The organism is Nocardia sp. bgisy118 (genome assembly GCF_057708605.1).
This window is the reverse complement of sequence record NZ_JBYISM010000014.1, coordinates 21,258-37,760: the sequence shown is the minus strand read 5'-3', so window position 1 is coordinate 37,760 and position 16,503 is coordinate 21,258. Positions and strand designations below refer to the sequence as shown.

The 16,503-nt window shown below is 69.0% G+C and carries 14 protein-coding genes; 13 read left to right on the top strand and 1 reads right to left on the bottom strand.

Annotation, left to right across the window (positions count from 1 at the left end; translation table 11 throughout):
• The first annotated feature begins 41 nt into the window (after window positions 1-41).
• The 12 genes from murG to AC3EO7_RS18595 all read left to right on the top strand — a co-directional run bounded on the left by murG (window position 42) and on the right by AC3EO7_RS18595 (window position 13,908).
• Window positions 42-1,205: an undecaprenyldiphospho-muramoylpentapeptide beta-N-acetylglucosaminyltransferase gene (gene murG / locus AC3EO7_RS18650; protein ID WP_431972180.1), complete on the top strand. Its 1,164-nt coding sequence runs from the start codon at window positions 42-44 to the stop codon at window positions 1,203-1,205.
• On the top strand, window positions 1,202-2,689 hold the full coding sequence (gene murC / locus AC3EO7_RS18645; protein ID WP_431972181.1) for a UDP-N-acetylmuramate--L-alanine ligase: 1,488 nt from the start codon (window positions 1,202-1,204) through the stop codon (window positions 2,687-2,689). The genes murG and murC overlap by 4 nt, the downstream gene beginning before the upstream one ends.
• A gap of 6 nt (window positions 2,690-2,695) precedes the next feature.
• The gene (locus tag AC3EO7_RS18640) at window positions 2,696-3,442 is read left to right on the top strand and encodes a cell division protein FtsQ/DivIB (RefSeq protein ID WP_431972182.1); all 747 of its coding nucleotides are present in this window, start codon (window positions 2,696-2,698) and stop codon (window positions 3,440-3,442) included.
• A gap of 366 nt (window positions 3,443-3,808) precedes the next feature.
• Complete coding sequence (gene ftsZ, locus AC3EO7_RS18635; protein ID WP_435591904.1) at window positions 3,809-5,056, top strand: cell division protein FtsZ; 1,248 nt, start codon at window positions 3,809-3,811, stop codon at window positions 5,054-5,056.
• 207 nt (window positions 5,057-5,263) lie between these two features.
• Window positions 5,264-5,992, top strand: coding sequence for a peptidoglycan editing factor PgeF (gene pgeF, locus AC3EO7_RS18630; protein WP_435591903.1), 729 nt, complete (start codon window positions 5,264-5,266; stop codon window positions 5,990-5,992).
• Between the two features lie 43 nt (window positions 5,993-6,035).
• Window positions 6,036-6,785 carry a YggS family pyridoxal phosphate-dependent enzyme gene (locus AC3EO7_RS18625; RefSeq protein WP_435591902.1) on the top strand — a complete coding sequence of 250 codons (750 nt, stop codon included), beginning with the start codon at window positions 6,036-6,038 and terminating at the stop codon, window positions 6,783-6,785.
• Between the two features lie 187 nt (window positions 6,786-6,972).
• Entirely contained in the window at window positions 6,973-7,755 is a 783-nt protein-coding gene (locus AC3EO7_RS18620) for a cell division protein SepF (protein ID WP_435591901.1), read from the top strand.
• Window positions 7,756-7,844: 89 nt separating this feature from the next.
• Window positions 7,845-8,147 carry a YggT family protein gene (locus AC3EO7_RS18615; RefSeq protein ID WP_067785731.1) on the top strand — a complete coding sequence of 101 codons (303 nt, stop codon included), beginning with the start codon at window positions 7,845-7,847 and terminating at the stop codon, window positions 8,145-8,147.
• Window positions 8,148-8,213: 66 nt separating this feature from the next.
• Window positions 8,214-9,065 (top strand): DivIVA-like cell division protein Wag31, encoded by an 852-nt coding sequence (gene wag31 / locus AC3EO7_RS18610; RefSeq protein ID WP_431972186.1) that lies wholly within the window; start codon window positions 8,214-8,216, stop codon window positions 9,063-9,065.
• Between the two features lie 167 nt (window positions 9,066-9,232).
• Complete coding sequence (locus tag AC3EO7_RS18605) at window positions 9,233-9,433, top strand: hypothetical protein (protein WP_068067639.1); 201 nt, start codon at window positions 9,233-9,235, stop codon at window positions 9,431-9,433.
• 312 nt (window positions 9,434-9,745) lie between these two features.
• Complete coding sequence (gene ileS / locus AC3EO7_RS18600; RefSeq protein WP_435591900.1) at window positions 9,746-12,907, top strand: isoleucine--tRNA ligase; 3,162 nt, start codon at window positions 9,746-9,748, stop codon at window positions 12,905-12,907.
• A 479-nt stretch (window positions 12,908-13,386) separates the two neighbouring features.
• Complete coding sequence (locus AC3EO7_RS18595; protein ID WP_431972188.1) at window positions 13,387-13,908, top strand: NlpC/P60 family protein; 522 nt, start codon at window positions 13,387-13,389, stop codon at window positions 13,906-13,908.
• Window positions 13,909-13,929: 21 nt separating this feature from the next.
• Here the strand turns inward: AC3EO7_RS18595 and AC3EO7_RS18590 are convergent, their stop codons facing one another.
• Window positions 13,930-14,817: a UTP--glucose-1-phosphate uridylyltransferase gene (locus tag AC3EO7_RS18590; RefSeq protein ID WP_357453579.1), complete on the bottom strand. Its 888-nt coding sequence runs from the start codon at window positions 14,815-14,817 to the stop codon at window positions 13,930-13,932.
• 304 nt (window positions 14,818-15,121) lie between these two features.
• Between AC3EO7_RS18590 and AC3EO7_RS18585 the strand changes: the two genes are divergently transcribed.
• Window positions 15,122-16,438, top strand: a complete 1,317-nt coding sequence (locus AC3EO7_RS18585) for a DNA polymerase IV (RefSeq protein WP_431972233.1) — start codon at window positions 15,122-15,124, stop codon at window positions 16,436-16,438.
• The last annotated feature ends 65 nt before the right edge of the window (window positions 16,439-16,503 follow it).

Below are 16,503 nucleotides of genomic sequence, written 5' to 3'. Positions count from 1 at the left end.
CACCGCGGCGCGAGCAACAGGCCCGGAGCAGACAGCCCAGCGTGACCACGGAGGGACCCGAGCGTGCTGCGAATCCAGCCCAGCGGTCCGCGAAGGGATCCGGACTCTCGGTGATCGTCGCGGGCGGTGGCACGGCAGGACACGTCGAGCCGGCCCTGGCCGTCGCCGATGCGCTGCGCCGCCTCGACGATTCGATCCGGGTGACAGCGCTGGGCACCGAACGCGGTCTGGAGACCAGGTTGGTGCCCGAGCGCGGTTACCCGCTCGAGCTGATCCCGCCGGTTCCGTTGCCGCGCAAGCCGACCGCGGATCTGCTGCGGCTGCCCGGCCGGGTGCGCGCGGCGGTGGCCAGGACTCGGGCCGTCGTCGACGCGGTGCAGGCCGACGTGATCATCGGCTTCGGCGGCTACGTCGCGTTGCCTGCCTACTTGGCCGCGGGCCGTGGGTTGCTGCGGCGCAGGCGCGCGGTGCCGGTCGTCGTGCACGAGGCCAACGCCAAGGCAGGCATCGCGAACAAGGTGGGCGCCCGCCGCGCCGCGCGCGTGCTCGCCGCGGTGCCGGATTCCGGGTTGCCGCACGCGGAGGTCGTCGGCATTCCGGTGCGCGCGGCCATCACCACGCTGGACCGCGCCGCGCTGCGCGCCGAAGCCCGCGCGCACTTCGGGCTGCCCGCCGAGGGACCCGTGCTGCTGGTGTTCGGCGGCTCGCAGGGCGCGCGCAGCCTGAACGAGGCGGTGTCGGCCGCCGCGCCGCAGCTGGCGGCGGCGGGCATCTCGGTGCTGCACGCGCACGGCCCGAAGAACACCGTGGAGGTCGCGGAGAGCGACGGCGCGGCCCGCTACGTGGCGGTGCCGTATCTGTCCAGGATGGATCTGGCCTACGCCGCCGCCGACGCGGTGGTGTGCCGGTCGGGCGCGATGACGGTCGCCGAAGTCTCCGCCGTCGGCCTGCCCGCCTTCTACGTGCCGCTGCCGCACGGCAATGGCGAACAGGAATTCAATGCCCGCCCCGTGGTAGCCCAGGGCGGTGGCAGAATTGTCCCCGACGCCGACCTGTCCCCGAAGTACGTGATCGACGAGGTGATACCGCTGCTCATGGACCCCGCAGGGCTGACCGAGATGGGCCGCGCCGCGTCTGGCGCCGGTCACCGCGACGCCGCCGACGAAGTGGCGCGGATCGTGGTGGAATTGGGGCGCGGCCGATGACCGACGAGCGTTCGGCGCTCCCGCCCGAACTGGAGCGGGTGCACATGGTCGGCATCGGCGGGGCCGGAATGTCCGGTATCGCCCGCATCCTGCTCTCCCGCGGCGGCGCGGTGTCGGGTTCGGACGCCAAGGAGAGCCGCGGCGTGCTCGCGCTGCGGGCTCGCGGCGCGCAGGTCCGCATCGGCCACGACGCGGGCGCGCTCGATCTGCTGCCCGGCGGCCCGACCGCGGTGGTGACCACCTACGCGGCCATCCCGAAGACCAATCCCGAACTGGTGGAAGCGAATCGGCGCGACATCCCGGTGCTGCTCCGCCCCGCCGTGCTGGCCTCGCTGATGCGGGGGCACCGCACCCTGCTCGTGTCGGGCACCCACGGCAAGACCTCGACGACCTCGATGCTGATCGTCTCGCTGCAGCACTGCGGCCTCGATCCGTCCTTCGCGGTCGGCGGTGAGCTGAACGAGGCGGGCACCAATGCCCACCACGGCACCGGCGACACCTTCGTGGCCGAGGCCGACGAGAGCGACGGCTCGCTGCTCCAATACGACCCCGACGTCGCGGTGGTCACCAACATCGAATCCGATCACCTCGACTTCTTCGGCTCCGACGCCGCCTACGTGCAGGTGTTCGACGACTTCGCCGACCGGCTCGGCGCGGGCGGACTGCTGGTGGTGTGCCTGGACGATCCCGGCTCGCGAGCGCTGGCCGAGCGGGTCGGTCCCCGCTTGGCGGACAAGGGCGTCCGGGTACTCGGCTACGGCTCCGGCGAACTCGCCGACGCGCTGGTCCCGGTCGGCGTGCGGCTGCACAGCTGGGAGCCGCGCGACGTGGGCGGGCTCGCTCAATTCCAGCTGTCCGACGAATCCGCGCCGCGCACCCTGCGGCTCTCGGTGCCGGGCAGGCATATGGCGCTCAACGCGCTGGCCGCGCTGCTCGCCGCGCGGGCCGCGGGCGCCGACGTCGACGAGATCGTCCAGGGGCTGGAAGGTTTCGGCGGTGTGCACCGGCGGTTCCAGTTCGTCGGCCGGGAGAACGGCGTGCGGGTCTTCGACGACTACGCGCACCATCCCACCGAGGTGCGCGCGGTGCTCGGCGCCGCGGCCGAACTGGTCCAGCAGGAGGCGCGCGACGGAGCGCGCTCGCGTCAGGGCCGGGTGATCGTGGTCTTCCAGCCGCACCTGTACAGCCGCACCGCGACCTTCGCGGAGGACTTCGGCGTGGCGCTGAGCCTGGCCGACGAGGTCGTCGTGCTCGACGTGTACGGCGCGCGCGAGAAGCCGCTGCCCGGCGTGAACGGCGCGCTGGTGGCCCAGTCCGTCACCAAACCCGTGCATTACCAACCGGATATGTCGCGGGTCGGCCGTCAGGTGGCCGGGCTCGCGCGGCCCGGCGACGTGGTGATCACCATGGGGGCGGGCGACGTCACCATGCTCGGCAGCCAGATTCTCGACGGGCTACGAGCACGTCCCCAGTACGGGCGGTGAGCCGCGATGCGGCCGGGGGGTGAGCGGCGCGAGCGCCGGGCCGCGGGCTGGATCGATCGACTCGATCTGCTGCGGCGGCCCGGCGGTCCGGCCCGGCTGCGCCGGGTGCGGCTGTGGGGGTTGCTCGGCGGGTGCGTGTTCACCGCCGCGCTGTTGATCTTCTGGTTCACGCCTGTGCTCTCGGTGCGCACCGTCGATATCGATGGTCTGTCCGCGGTGCAGGAAGAGCAGGTGCGCGAGCGCCTCGAAATTCCCTCGGGCCGCTCGATGCTGCGCATCGATACCGACGCCATGGCACGACGGGTGGCGAGTATTCCGAAAGTGCGCTCCGCGCGGGTACAGCGGGTGTATCCGTCCACCGTCCGGGTGACCGTGGTGGAGCGGACGCCGGTGCTGTACTTCGAGAGTCCGGAAGGCGCGCATCTGGTGGACGCCGAAAGCGTCGAATTCGCCATCGAAGCCGCGCCCATCGGGGTGGCCGAGTTGATCACCGAACAGCCCGGCGGCGCCGATCCGGTCACCCGCGCCGCGGTCGCGGTGCTGACCGTGTTGCCGCCCGCCCTCAATATCCAGGTGGACGAGGTTGTCGCACGGTCGATTTCGGATATCTCGTTGAATCTGCACGACGGACGCACGGTACTCTGGGGCAGTGCGAACGATGCCGAACGCAAGGCGGCCGTGGTGTTGCCGCTGTTGACGCGGGAGGGAACGGTGTTCGACGTTTCGAGTCCGAATCTGGTCACGGTAAAGTGATCGACACCCATTGTGCCCAGCGAATTTTCGGGGGCGCTCTGCCAGAAGGCGCAGGGCCGCCGCCGGGATGGGGCTCGGGGGGCAACCGTCCAACCATACGGTGTGTGGAGTGGCGAACGAGAGGGATCACACAAGATTCTGTTACTCGTGTCGGCGCGCCTGCGCCCGTATCGCGGCGGCTGCGAATAGCGTTCCGCACCAGTCGGATACTTGACATAACGCTAACCCTGTGGTTGAGGTTTAGGGTTTGCCCGGCCGCGGATCGTGGAGTGAAACGGTCCCGGGCAAAACGACCGAGGGTGTCCCATAGCGAAATGTCCTGAATCCGAAAATGACAGGCTTTAGATCGAAGGAAGGCGAGAGCCCATGACGCCCCCGCACAACTACCTTGCGGTGATCAAGGTCGTCGGTATCGGCGGCGGCGGCGTGAATGCCGTCAACCGGATGATCGAACAGGGACTCAAGGGAGTCGAGTTCATCGCGGTCAACACCGACGCGCAGGCGCTGCTGATGAGCGATGCCGACGTCAAGCTCGACGTCGGCCGTGAGCTCACCCGCGGTCTCGGCGCGGGCGCTGACCCCGAGGTCGGCCGCAAGGCCGCCGAGGATCACAAGGACGAGATCGAAGAGGTGCTCAAGGGCGCCGACATGGTCTTCGTGACGGCGGGCGAGGGCGGCGGCACCGGCACCGGCGGCGCGCCGGTCGTGGCGAGCATCGCGCGCAAGCTCGGCGCGCTGACCATCGGCGTGGTCACCCGGCCGTTCTCGTTCGAGGGCAAGCGCCGCGGCAACCAGGCCGAGGTGGGCATCAATCTGCTGCGCGAGTCCTGCGACACCCTCATCGTCATCCCGAACGACCGGCTGCTGCAGCTCGGCGACGCGGCGGTCAGCCTGATGGACGCCTTCCGCTCCGCCGACGAGGTGCTGCTCAACGGTGTCCAGGGCATCACCGATCTGATCACCACCCCCGGCCTGATCAACGTCGACTTCGCCGACGTCAAGAGCGTCATGTCCGGCGCGGGCAGCGCGCTCATGGGCATCGGCTCGGCGCGCGGCGAGGGCCGGTCGGTGAAGGCGGCCGAGGCGGCGATCAACTCGCCGCTGCTCGAGGCGTCGATGGACGGCGCGCACGGCGTGCTGCTCTCCATCGCGGGCGGGTCCGACCTCGGTCTGTTCGAGATCAACGAGGCCGCCTCGCTGGTGCAGGAGGCCGCGCACATCGAGGCCAACATCATCTTCGGTACCGTCATCGACGATTCGCTCGGTGACGAAGTGCGCGTCACCGTCATCGCGGCCGGGTTCGACGGCGGCGGCCCCGCCCGGCGCACCTTCGACCCCGCGACCACGCGCGGCGCCATCGGCTCGGGGCGAGCGGGCGAACTCAGTCAGAGCAGGCCGAGCGAGATCACCGGGTCGACGCGCAGCACCGAGTCCACCACGGCGGGCTCCTCCGCGAGCGTGACCCGCGGCGCCGTGCCGAGCTACCGGGAAAGCGAGCGCGCCCGCCTCGCCGAGCCGACCGTCTCGCACAACAGCCGTTCGCACATCCAGCCGCCGGACGGTGGCGGCGACGACGATGACGACGTCGACGTGCCGTCCTTCATGCGCCGCTGACCCGATCGTCCCGGATCGCGCCGGGACGAGGGCCGAGCCCCGTCGCCCGAGGTGAGGTTCGCCGCACGGCGTGCCGTGCCGCGAGTCCTCCCGGGCGCGAATCAGCCGACCTTCCAGGATGATTCACCGAACGTGCGGCTCGCGGTTCGTTGTCCGAGCCGCGGCGGCGGCCTTCGGAGCCCCGGCTCGCCTACTAGGCTCGGGGACATGACTGCTGCCCACACACTCACCGTCCGACGGGTCACGACGACCAGGGCGGGCGGCTTCTCCGCGCCGCCCTACGACTCGTTCAACCTCGGCGACCACGTGGGCGACGATCCGGTGGCCGTGCGCCGCAACCGCGACCGCCTCGCCGAGGGCATCGGCCTCACCCCCGACCGGCTGGTGTGGATGGAGCAGATCCACGGGCGCGCCGTCGAGATCGTCGACGGGCCGCGCACCGAGCCGGTGCCCGCCACCGACGCTCTCGTCACCACCGTGCCGAATCTGGCGCTCGTCGTGCTCACCGCGGACTGCGTCCCGATCCTGCTCTCCGACGACGAGGCGGGCGTCATCGCCGCCGTGCACGCGGGCCGGATCGGCGCGCGCATCGGCATCGTTCCGCGCGTGCTCGACGCGATGGTGTCGGCCGGAGCCAGGCTCGACCGCGTCGGTGCGTTCCTCGGTCCGGCCGCCTCGGGCAGGCAGTACGAGGTCCCCGCCGCCATGCGTGCCGACGTCGACAAGCACCTCCCCGGCAGTGCGACCACCACCGTCCGTGGCACTCCGGGACTGGATCTGCGCGCAGGCATTCGCAGGCAGCTCACCGAGGCGGGTGTCGCGGCGATCGCGGAAGACCCGCGCTGCACCATCGAGGACAAGACGCTGTTCAGTCATCGCCGCGGCGCGCCGACCGGACGCATGGCGGGAGTGATCTGGATCGAGGGTCCGAAATGACGCGGCCGGGTTCGGGCGCGTCGCCCGGTTCGGGGTGTGGCCGATGACCGACTCGGAAACCGTTGTGGCACAAGTCGACGCGCGCATCGCGGAGCTTTCGGGCAATCTGGACATGCTGCGCGGGCGGATCGACGCCGCCTGCCTGGCGGCGGGCCGGGAGCCGGGCTCGGTGCGGCTGCTGCCGGTGACGAAGTTCTTTCCCGCCGCGGATGTGGCGATCCTGTACGGCCTCGGCTGCCGGGAATTCGGCGAGTCGCGCGAGCAGGAGGCCACCGCGAAGGTGGCGGAACTGGACGAACGTCAAGACATCCGGTGGCACATGATCGGTCGCCTGCAGCGCAACAAGGCCAGGGTGGTCGCGCGCTGGGCGCACACCGTGCACTCGGTGGACAGCGAACGGCTGGCAACGGCTCTTGACAAGGGCGCGCTGGCCGCGCTGGATGCTGGTGAGCGCGCCGAACCGGTGCGCGTGCTGCTCCAAGTGAGCCTGGACGAGGACCCGGAACGGGGCGGCGTCGCCCGCGACGATCTCGATCGGCTCGCGGACCAGGTCGCGGCCGCCGAAGGACTGCAGCTCGGGGGTTTGATGGCGATTCCGCCACTCGATGCCGACCCTGATAGCGCATTCGCACGGCTTGCGACTTTGCACACGCTGCTACTCGCCAGACACCCCGGCGCAACCGAGCTTTCTGCAGGAATGTCGGGTGATCTGGAATCAGCGATCGAACACGGTTCGACCGTTGTGCGTGTCGGTACCGCCCTGATGGGCACTCGACCGATAACCTCGGGCTAGCAAAGAAACCTCATCAGTCACATTTGACACATAAGATTGGGACAGAAGAGGGCTGAGCAAGACTTCAACACCCGGCCGCCACCGGGGCCGAAGGAAGGTCGACCAGAATGAGCGAGCGCAGCGAGCGAGGACTCGACGTAGCCACCATCGTGGTCATGACGGTGCCGCGCGGTAGCGGGGTGCAATCATGAGCACGCTGCACAAGTTCAAGGCGTACTTCGGCATGGTTCCGCTCGAGGATTACGAAGACGACTACGTCGACGATCGCGCCCCGCGCGGGAACGAGCGCGGTGGCGCACGGGCGCGTTCCTATGCCGACCGGCCGGGCTACGGCGCCGATCGGTATGCCGAAGATCGTTACGGCGCAGACCGTTTCGACGAGGACGTGGACTACCCCGAGCCCGCCTACAAGTCGCCGTACCAGGCAGGCTACCCGGCGGCGCGCCGCGACGAGTACGCCGACGAGCCCTACGGCGACGATCGCTACGAGTCGTCGCGGCGGCCTACCCGTATCGATGCGGCCCCGTCGACGGGCCGGTTCCGTACGGGCGGCGGCGCAGGCATGTTGCGGGGAGCCACCAGGGGTGCGCTCGCCGTCGATCCCGACGCCGAGGAGCGGCGGCTGGAGGAGCGCGTGCGCCCCGAGCCCGCGTCCGCTCGCCGGCCAGGGATCTTCGAGGACGGAGGTCCCTTGTCCAAGATCACGACGCTGCGTCCGCGCGATTACAGCGAGGCCCGCATCATCGGCGAGCGCTTCCGTGAGGGCAATCCGGTGATCATGGACCTGGTCGATCTGAGCAATGCCGATGCCAAGCGTCTGGTCGACTTCGCGGCCGGCCTAGCCTTCGCCCTGCGTGGTTCGTTCGACAAGGTCGCGACCAAAGTGTTCCTGCTCTCACCGGCGGATGTCGACGTATCGGCCGAGGAACGACGCAGGATCGCCGAAACCGGCTTCTACAACCAGAAATAGCGGTCTGATCCGGGGGGTTCGTCGGTCTTGTCGCGCGCGGGGCGGTGTGGTCATTTTGCGCAACGCCGATTTTCGGGCAGAGTGAAGTCGTGGCCTTGTTCGCGGTGCTGTACTTCGTACTGTTCATCTTCTGGCTGTTGCTGATCAGCCGGGTGATCGTCGAGTTCGTTCGTAGCTTCGCCCGTGACTGGCGACCGACCGGTGTCGTTGTCGTCATCCTGGAGGTGATCTTCACGATCACCGACCCTCCGGTGAAACTGCTGAGGCGGTTGATACCACCGGTGTCTCTGGGGGGAATTCGCCTGGACCTGTCGATTATGGTCCTGCTATTCATCGTCTTCATCCTGATGTCGATCGTGAGCAGGCTCGGTCAACCGGTAGCTCCGGTATGACAGAATGGGCCAAGATACCTTGCTAGATCTGCTAGATCTCCAAAAGACGCGTGAAGGGATCCTTCCATGCCGCTGACCCCAGCTGATGTGCACAACGTCGCGTTCAGCAAACCGCCGATCGGGAAGCGCGGCTACAACGAGGATGAAGTAGATGCCTTCCTGGATCTCGTGGAGCAAGAGCTCTCGCGTCTGATCGAGGAGAACGCGGATCTGCGCCAGCGGGTCGGCGAACTCGATGCGGAACTGGCCGACGCCAAGAAGAACCGGCAGGCCGCCCCCGCGACCGTCAAGGCCCCGGTACAGCAGGCTCCCCCGCCGGAACCGATCAAACCCCCGGTGCCTGCACCCCCGCCCGCGCCGATGCCCGCGCCCGCGCCCGCACCGAAGGACGCCCCCGGCGCCGACGCGAACCTGCAGGCAGCGAAGGTGCTCAGCCTCGCCCAGGAGATGGCGGACCGGCTGACCAGCGACGCGAAGACCGAGGCGGAGAACCTGCTCTCCAACGCGCGGGCGAACTCCGAGCGACTGGTCGGCGATGCCAGGACCCGTTCCGAGGCGATGATCACGGACGCGCGCCAGAAGTCCGACGCGATGCTGTCGGACGCGCAGACCCGCTCGGACAGCCAGCTGCGCCAGGCCAAGGAGAAGGCCGACGCGCTGCAGGCCGACGCCGAGCGCAAGCACACCGAGATCATGGCGACCATCACCCAGCAGCGCAGCGTGCTGGAGAGCCGGATCGAGCAGCTCAAGACCTTCGAGCGCGAGTACCGCGTGCGGCTGAAGTCGTACCTGGAGTCGCAGCTCGAGGAGCTCGAGAACCGCGGCTCGGCGGTCCCGGTGGACGGCGGCGAGGCCTTCGCCGACGTGAACACCGCGAACAACCTCGCGCCCGCGTCGTTCGCCAAGGGCGGCAAGTAATTCCGCCCTGCGCGGCCCCCGGCCGCGGCCGGTCGCCGAAGTCGTTGTTCGAGTAGCCAGAGGTACAGTCGAATCGCCTGGCATGCCTGACGGACCGAGCCGGACGGAGTCGAGCGACAGTCCGCGCGTGGCCGGGCCGAAGGCTGAGGGACGCCGAGGGGGTCATCATGCTCGTCCTGACGCTCGTTCTCGCCGCGATCGGCTTTGCCCTGCTCGTCACCGCGCTGACCACCGGGTCGGTGCTGTGGGCGTGGGGATGCATCGTCGTGTGCGTCATCGGCGCGGTGTTGCTGCTGGTGAGCGCTCTTTCCATGCGCAGGCCCGACAACGACGCACCGCCGCCGCCAGGGCGGCACGCCAAACGCTGAGGCCGGGCGCGGGAATATCGTTTGCCCGGACTGGTTAGAATCGAGACAGAACGGCGCCGATCCGGCCATCACCGGGGAGCCTTCGGAAGAACGGCGTCGCCCCGCCTCCCCGCGGAGGGAGCGCGCGGCGCTCAGTAGAACCGAACGGGTGAGCCCGTCACAGCTCGCAACGAGCGGTCCGGCGGTCCCGATGGGGCTGGCCAGGACAAACGGGGTGGTACCGCGGTTTCGGCGCACCGGGCGCCGAGGTCGTCCCCGTGCCAACCACTGATACGCGCCTGCGGCGCGGTGGCACGAGGAGACGCATCCGCGATGGCGGACGACAGCAAGAGCGCATACCCCCGCGTGGATCTGGGCGCAGGCTCCGGGGCGAGCTTCCCCGAGCTGGAAGAACGCGTGCTCGACGCATGGGCGGCCGACGACACCTTCCGCGCCAGCATCGAGAACCGCTCCGGTGCAGCCGAGTTCGTCTTCTACGACGGTCCGCCCTTTGCCAACGGTCTGCCGCATTATGGTCATTTGCTGACCGGCTATGTGAAGGATTTGATCCCACGTTTCCAGACGATGCGCGGCAATCGTGTCGATCGTCGTTTCGGATGGGACTGTCACGGACTGCCCGCGGAAATCGAAGCGGAAAAGCAGCTCGGTATCACGGACAAATCACAGATCGACGCCATGGGGTTGGCGGAATTCAATGCCGCCTGCAAATCCTCGGTGCTCCGCTACACCGGGGAATGGCGCGACTACGTCACCCGCCAGGCCCGCTGGGTCGACTTCGACAACGACTACAAGACCCTCGATCTCGACTTCATGGAGTCGGTGATGTGGGCGTTCAAGTCGCTCTACGACAAGGGCCTGATCTACCAGGGCTTCCGGGTGCTGCCCTACAGCTGGTACGAGCAGACGCCGCTGTCGAACCAGGAGACCCGCCTGGACGACGCCTACAAGATGCGCCAGGACCCGGCCGTCACCGTCGACATGGCGCTGCGCGTGCCCGCCGATCACCCGCTGCGCGACCTCGACGGCGCCAACGCCCTCATCTGGACCACCACGCCGTGGACCCTACCGTCCAACCTGGCCATCGCCGTGCACCCCAACGTGCGTTACGTGCACCTGAGCGCCGCCGACGGCAAACGCTATCTGCTTGCCGCCGAGCGGGTTTCGCACTACGCCCGGGAGTTCGGCGAGGAGCCGACCGTGCTCGGCGAGTTCGACGGCGCTGCGCTGGCCGGTCTGTCCTACGCGCCGCCGTTCGACTTCTTCGTCGGCCACCCGAACGCGCACCGGGTGCTCAACGCCGACTACGTGACCACCGATTCCGGTACCGGCATCGTGCACCTGGCCCCCGCCTTCGGTGAGGAGGACATGGAGGTCGCCGCGGCCAACGGCATCGAGATCGTGCAGCCGCTGGATCCGGGCGGCAAGTTCACCTCGATGGTGCCGCCGTACGAGGGCCTGATGGTCTTCGACGCCAACCCGGTGATCATCAAAGACCTCAAGGCCGCGGGAAAGCTGTTGCGGCACGAGACGATCGAGCACTCCTACCCGCACAGCTGGCGCTCCGGGCAGCCGCTGATCTACATGGCGGTGCCGTCCTGGTTCGTCGCCGTGACCAAGTTCCGCGACCGGATGGTGGAGCTGAACAAGCAGATCACCTGGGTGCCCGAGCACATCCGCGACGGCCAGTTCGGCAAGTGGCTGGAGGGCGCGCGCGACTGGAACATCAGCCGCAACCGCTACTGGGGCAGCCCGATCCCGGTGTGGGTGTCCGACGATCCCGCCTACCCGCGCGTCGACATCTACGGCTCGCTGGACGAGCTGGAGCGCGACTTCGGCGTGCGCCCGACCGATCTGCACCGGCCGATGATCGACGAGCTGACCAGGCCGAATCCGGACGATCCGACCGGAAGGTCGACCATGCGCCGGGTGCCGGAGGTGCTGGACTGCTGGTTCGAGTCCGGCTCGATGCCGTACGCGCAGGTGCATTACCCGTTCGAGAACAAGGACTGGTTCGACGGTCACAGGAGCGGAGCCGGCGGAGCGACCGAAGGGCACTTCCCCGGCGACTTCATCGTCGAGTACAACGGGCAGACCCGCGGCTGGTTCTACACCCTGCACGTCCTGTCGACCGCGCTGTTCGACAGCCCGGCCTTCAAAACCGTTGCCGCGCACGGCATCGTGCTCGGTGACGACGGGCTGAAGATGAGCAAGTCGAAGGGCAACTACCCGGACGTGAACGAGGTGTTCCACCGGGACGGCTCCGACGCGATGCGCTGGTTCCTGATGAGCTCGCCGATCCTGCGCGGCGGCAATCTCATCGTCACCGAGCGCGGCATCAGGGAGGGCGTCAGCCACGCGCTGCGTCCGCTGTGGAACGCGTGGACCTTCCTGCAGCTGTACGCCTCGAAGCCCGGCGAGTGGCGCACCGATTCGTCGAACGTGCTCGACCGCTACATCCTGGCGAAGCTGGCGCAAACCCGCGACGTGATGACCGAGGCGCTGGAGGTCTACGACATCGCGGGCGCTTGCGAGGAGTTGCGTTCGTTCGCCGACGCGTTGACGAATTGGTATGTGCGCCGGTCGCGTTCGCGCTTCTGGTCGGAGGAACGCGACGCGGTGGACACCCTGCACACCGTGCTCGAGGTGGTCACCAGGCTGGCGGCGCCGCTGCTGCCGCTGATCGCCGAGGTGATCTGGCGCGGGCTCACCGGCGACCGCTCGGTTCACCTGGCCGACTGGCCGAAGGAGGGCGAGCTGCCGGAGGATCCGGAGCTGGTCGCCGCCATGGACGAGGTGCGCATGGTCTGCTCGACGGTGCTGAGCCTGCGCAAGGCCAAGAACCTGCGGGTGCGGCTGCCGCTGGCCGAGGTCACCATCGCGGCGGGCGATGCCGAGCGGCTGCGTCCGTACGCCGACATCATCGCCGACGAGGTCAACGTCAAGAAGGTCGATCTGACCACCGACGTCGCCGTGCACGGGCGCTTCGAGCTGGCCGTGAACGCCCGTGCCGCGGGCCCGCGCCTCGGCAAGGACGTGCAGACGGTGATCAAGGCGGTCAAGGCGGGGGAGTGGTCCGAGGGCGCCGACGGTGTCGTCAGCGCCGCCGGAATCGCCTTGCTCCCTGAGGAATACACGCAGCGGCTGGTCGCCGCCGAGCCCGAGTCCACCGCGGCGCTGCCGGGTAACGCGGGTCTGGTGGTGCTGAACTCGGTGGTCACCGAGGAGCTGGAGGCCGAGGGCTGGGCTCGCGACCTGATCCGCGACCTCCAGGAGACCCGCAAGTCGCTGGGCTTGGACGTCTCCGATCGGATCACCGTGGTCCTCGATGTCCCCATCGAGCGGCTGGCGTGGGCGCAGACCCACCGCGATCTGATCGCGGGCGAGATCCTCGCCACCGCACTCGATTTCGGCGCCGCGAGCGCCGACGCCGCCGAGCTCGTCGGCGGCGTGAGAGCCACGGTGACGAAGGCCTGAGCACATCGTCGGGGTGGGCGGCACCGCCCGCCCCGACGCCTGCTCCCCTTATCGACGCCGATATTCGCGGCGCCCCTTTCGGTCCTCGATTTTCGATGCCGGGTGGCCTGCATTTTCCGCGCGGGGCCCGGTGCCTCGACTTTCTCGGTGTCCTCTGTTTCGCGATCGTCCGACGCATGCTGCCGGTATTCCGCAAGAGTGACATAGATCACACGCTGAGAATTTGCTGGAAACCTGTCCTGCTTCGAGGACGGCGGGGCAGAATCGAGGCCTGTTGCTGTTGGTGCGCTGATTGAGCATTGGTGCAGCAGTAATTTTCCGTGAGGCATGTTCTACCTGATGCGCGCTGGTCGGCCCCGTTGCGTGGCCGGGCATGCGCGGTGGTCTGCGGCTCCACCCCCGATGACGAGGCCGGCGCCGCGGCTTAGCAGGGCCGCTCGATGCGGCCTGTTTGCCGGACCGACAGGAGGGGTGCGTTCATGAACAGAAAACCGTTATGCCGGACAGTCGTCGGGTTCGTCGTCGCTACCTTCGCCACCTTGCTGCTCGCCGGGCCTGCCTGGTCCGACGACCGCAACTTCGTGGGGAGTTCGGGTTCGGCGTCCGGCTCGGGAACGGGCAGCGCCAGTGGCTCGGTGGCGCTCGGCGTGCCGAGTCCGCGCGGCCTCGCCGCGCTCGCCATCGCCATGACCCAGACCGGCAAGCCCTACGAATGGGGCGGCACCGGTCCGAACAGCTGGGACTGCTCCGGGCTTGTGCAGTGGGCGTTCCGGATGGTCGGCGTGAACATGCCGAGGACGACCTGGCAGCAGGCGACCGCAGGCGCTCCGGTGCCGGTCAGTCAGATGGCGCCGGGCGACGTCGTCGTGCTGAACAAGGACGGCTCGCACGTCGGCATCTACGCCGGATTCGGGAACGTCTTCAACGCCTACGGACGCGGGGTGCCGGTCGGCCTCTCGCCGATCCGGCAGTTCGCGATCTACGCCGTCCGGCGCTTCTGACGGCGTGAAAACCGGTGCGGGTCAGGCGAGATGGTCGGTGGCCAGCCCGCGAAGCAGCGGACCGTACTCCGGATGCGCCAACGCCGAGGCGAACTGCGCGACCAGGTAGTCGCCCGGGTTGCCGGTGTCGTACCAGCGGCCGCGGATCACCTGGCCGAACACCGGATTGTCCGACGCGTGCACGTTGATGGCGTCGGTCAGGTAGACCTCGCCGGTGCGGTGCTCGTACCAGGCCGCGGTCTGGCGGCGCAGTTCGTCGATGATCCCCGGGGTCACGACGTAGCCGCCGATGGCGGCGTAGGCCGACGGCGCGTCCTCGGGTTTGGGCTTCTCCATGAGCCCAGTGATGCGCAGCAGGCCGTTGCCCTGGTCGTCGGCGACGACCGGGACGCCGTAGCGCTTGGACTCGGCCGGGTTCATCGGCATCAGCGCGAGCACCGGCGCGGCGGTGGCCTCGTAGGCGTCGATGAGCTGCTGGGCGCGCGGCACCTCGGCGACGAACACGTCGTCGGGCCAGAGCACGAGCATCGGCTCGTCACCCGCGTTGCGGGCGGCGTTGAGGACCGGGGTGCCGTTGCCGTAGGGGCCGTGCTGATCGAGGTAGGTGATGTGGCCGAGGCGGGACAGCTCCCCGACCTCGGCGACGGCGTCGGCGTAGGCGGTCTTTCCGTCTGCGCGCAACTGCGCGACAAGCGCGGGGTTGGGCCGGAAGTGGTCCTGGATCAACGACTTTCCGCCGCTGACGACGATGGTGATGTCGGTGATGCCCGAGGCGACCAGCTCACGGACTGTGTGCTCGATGACCGGCTTGTCGCCGACCGGCAGCATCTCCTTCGGGATGGCCTTGGTCAGCGGGAGCAACCGGGAGCCGATACCGGCCGCCGGGATGACTGCCTTGCGGATCTTCATGTGTCCGATCATCACATACGAACCGGCGGGCAACGCGCCATCCCCGCTCTTCGGCATCGTGTCGGAAATAGCTGGTGCGCTAGGTATCGGCCCTGGTCACGGCCGCTGAAGCGGTTCGATCGCCCGGCCTGCCCAGCGGTGCGGTCACACAGCAGATCGACAGCAATCCGGGAGCCACCGCACGGTTGCCGCCGCGGCGGACCTGTCGGAGGGGTGCCGTAGATTCCTGGTCGTGCGAACCGATCGAGCAACGGAGCAGGCGGCGATCGGCCGCACCTCCCGGCGCTGGGTGCTGCACATTGATATGGACGCGTTCTTCGCCTCGGTCGAGCAGTTGACCCGTCCGACCCTGCGCGGCCGTCCGGTGCTCGTCGGCGGCACCGGCGGGCGCGGCGTGGTCGCGGGCGCGAGTTACGAGGCCAGGGTCTTCGGCGCGCGCTCGGCGATGCCGATGCACCAGGCCAAACGCCTGGTCGGGGTGACGGCCGTGGTGGTGCCGCCGCGCGGCGCGGTCTACGCGGTGGTCAGCGGGCGGGTGTTCGAGGCGCTGCGCAGCCGCATCCCGGTGCTGGAGACGCTCTCCTTCGACGAGGCGTTCGGCGAACCGGAGGAACTGGCCGGTGCCGACGCCGATCAGGTCTACGAATTCTGCGCCGAGCTGCGCGCGCTGGTGCGCGAACGCACCGGCTTGGTCGCCTCGGTCGGCGCGGGCAGCGGCAAACAGCTCGCCAAGATCGCCTCCGGCCTGGCCAAACCCGACGGCATCCGTGTCGTCTCGCCGGGCGAACAGCAGAGCCTGCTCGCCGCTCTTCCGGTCCGCAAGCTGTGGGGGATCGGGCCGGTGGCCGAGGGCAGGCTGCGCTCGGTCGGCATCGAGACCGTCGGCGCTTTCGCCGCGCTGCCCGAATCGGAGGCCGTCTCGCTGCTCGGCGGCAGCGTCGGGGCCGCGCTGCACCGGCTGGCCCGTGGCATCGATGACCGGCCGGTCGCCGAGCGCGCCGAGGCCAAGCAGATCAGCGCCGAGAACACCTACGAGACCGACATCGTCACCCTGGCCCAGCTGCGGCCCGCGATCGAGACCATGGCGGCGGCCGCGCACGCCAGGCTCGGCAAGGACGGCAGGGCCGCGCGCACCGTGGTGCTCAAACTCAAGAAGTCGGATATGAGCGTGGTGACCCGCTCGTTCACCCTGCCCTACGCGACGACCGACCTGGCCACGCTCACCACGGCCGCTCAGCGGTCCGCGATCGATCCGGAAGAACTCGGCCCGATCCGCTTGGTGGGGGTGGGCTTCGGCGGGCTGTCGACGGTGCGTCAGGAGTCGCTGTTCCCCGAGCTGGATCGGAGTCCGGCCGACGACACGCTCGAAACCGAGTGGGAATCGAGCGAGCCTGTCGCACCCGCTGCGACCGCCGCCGACCCGAGCCCGTCGGCGCGCCTCTGGTATCCGGGAATGGATGTCTCACACCCGGATTACGGGCACGGATGGGTGCAAGGGGCGGGCCACGGCGTGGTCACCGTGCGGTTCGAGACCAGCTCGACAGGGCCGGGCCCGGCGCGTACCTTCAGCGCCGACGACATCAGTCTGTCCCGGGCTGATCCGCTCGGCAGTCTGCACTGACCGGTAGCCTGATGCCTCGGGCAGTGCCGCCGGCGCTCGGTGGACGCTGCCGCGGTGACGACACG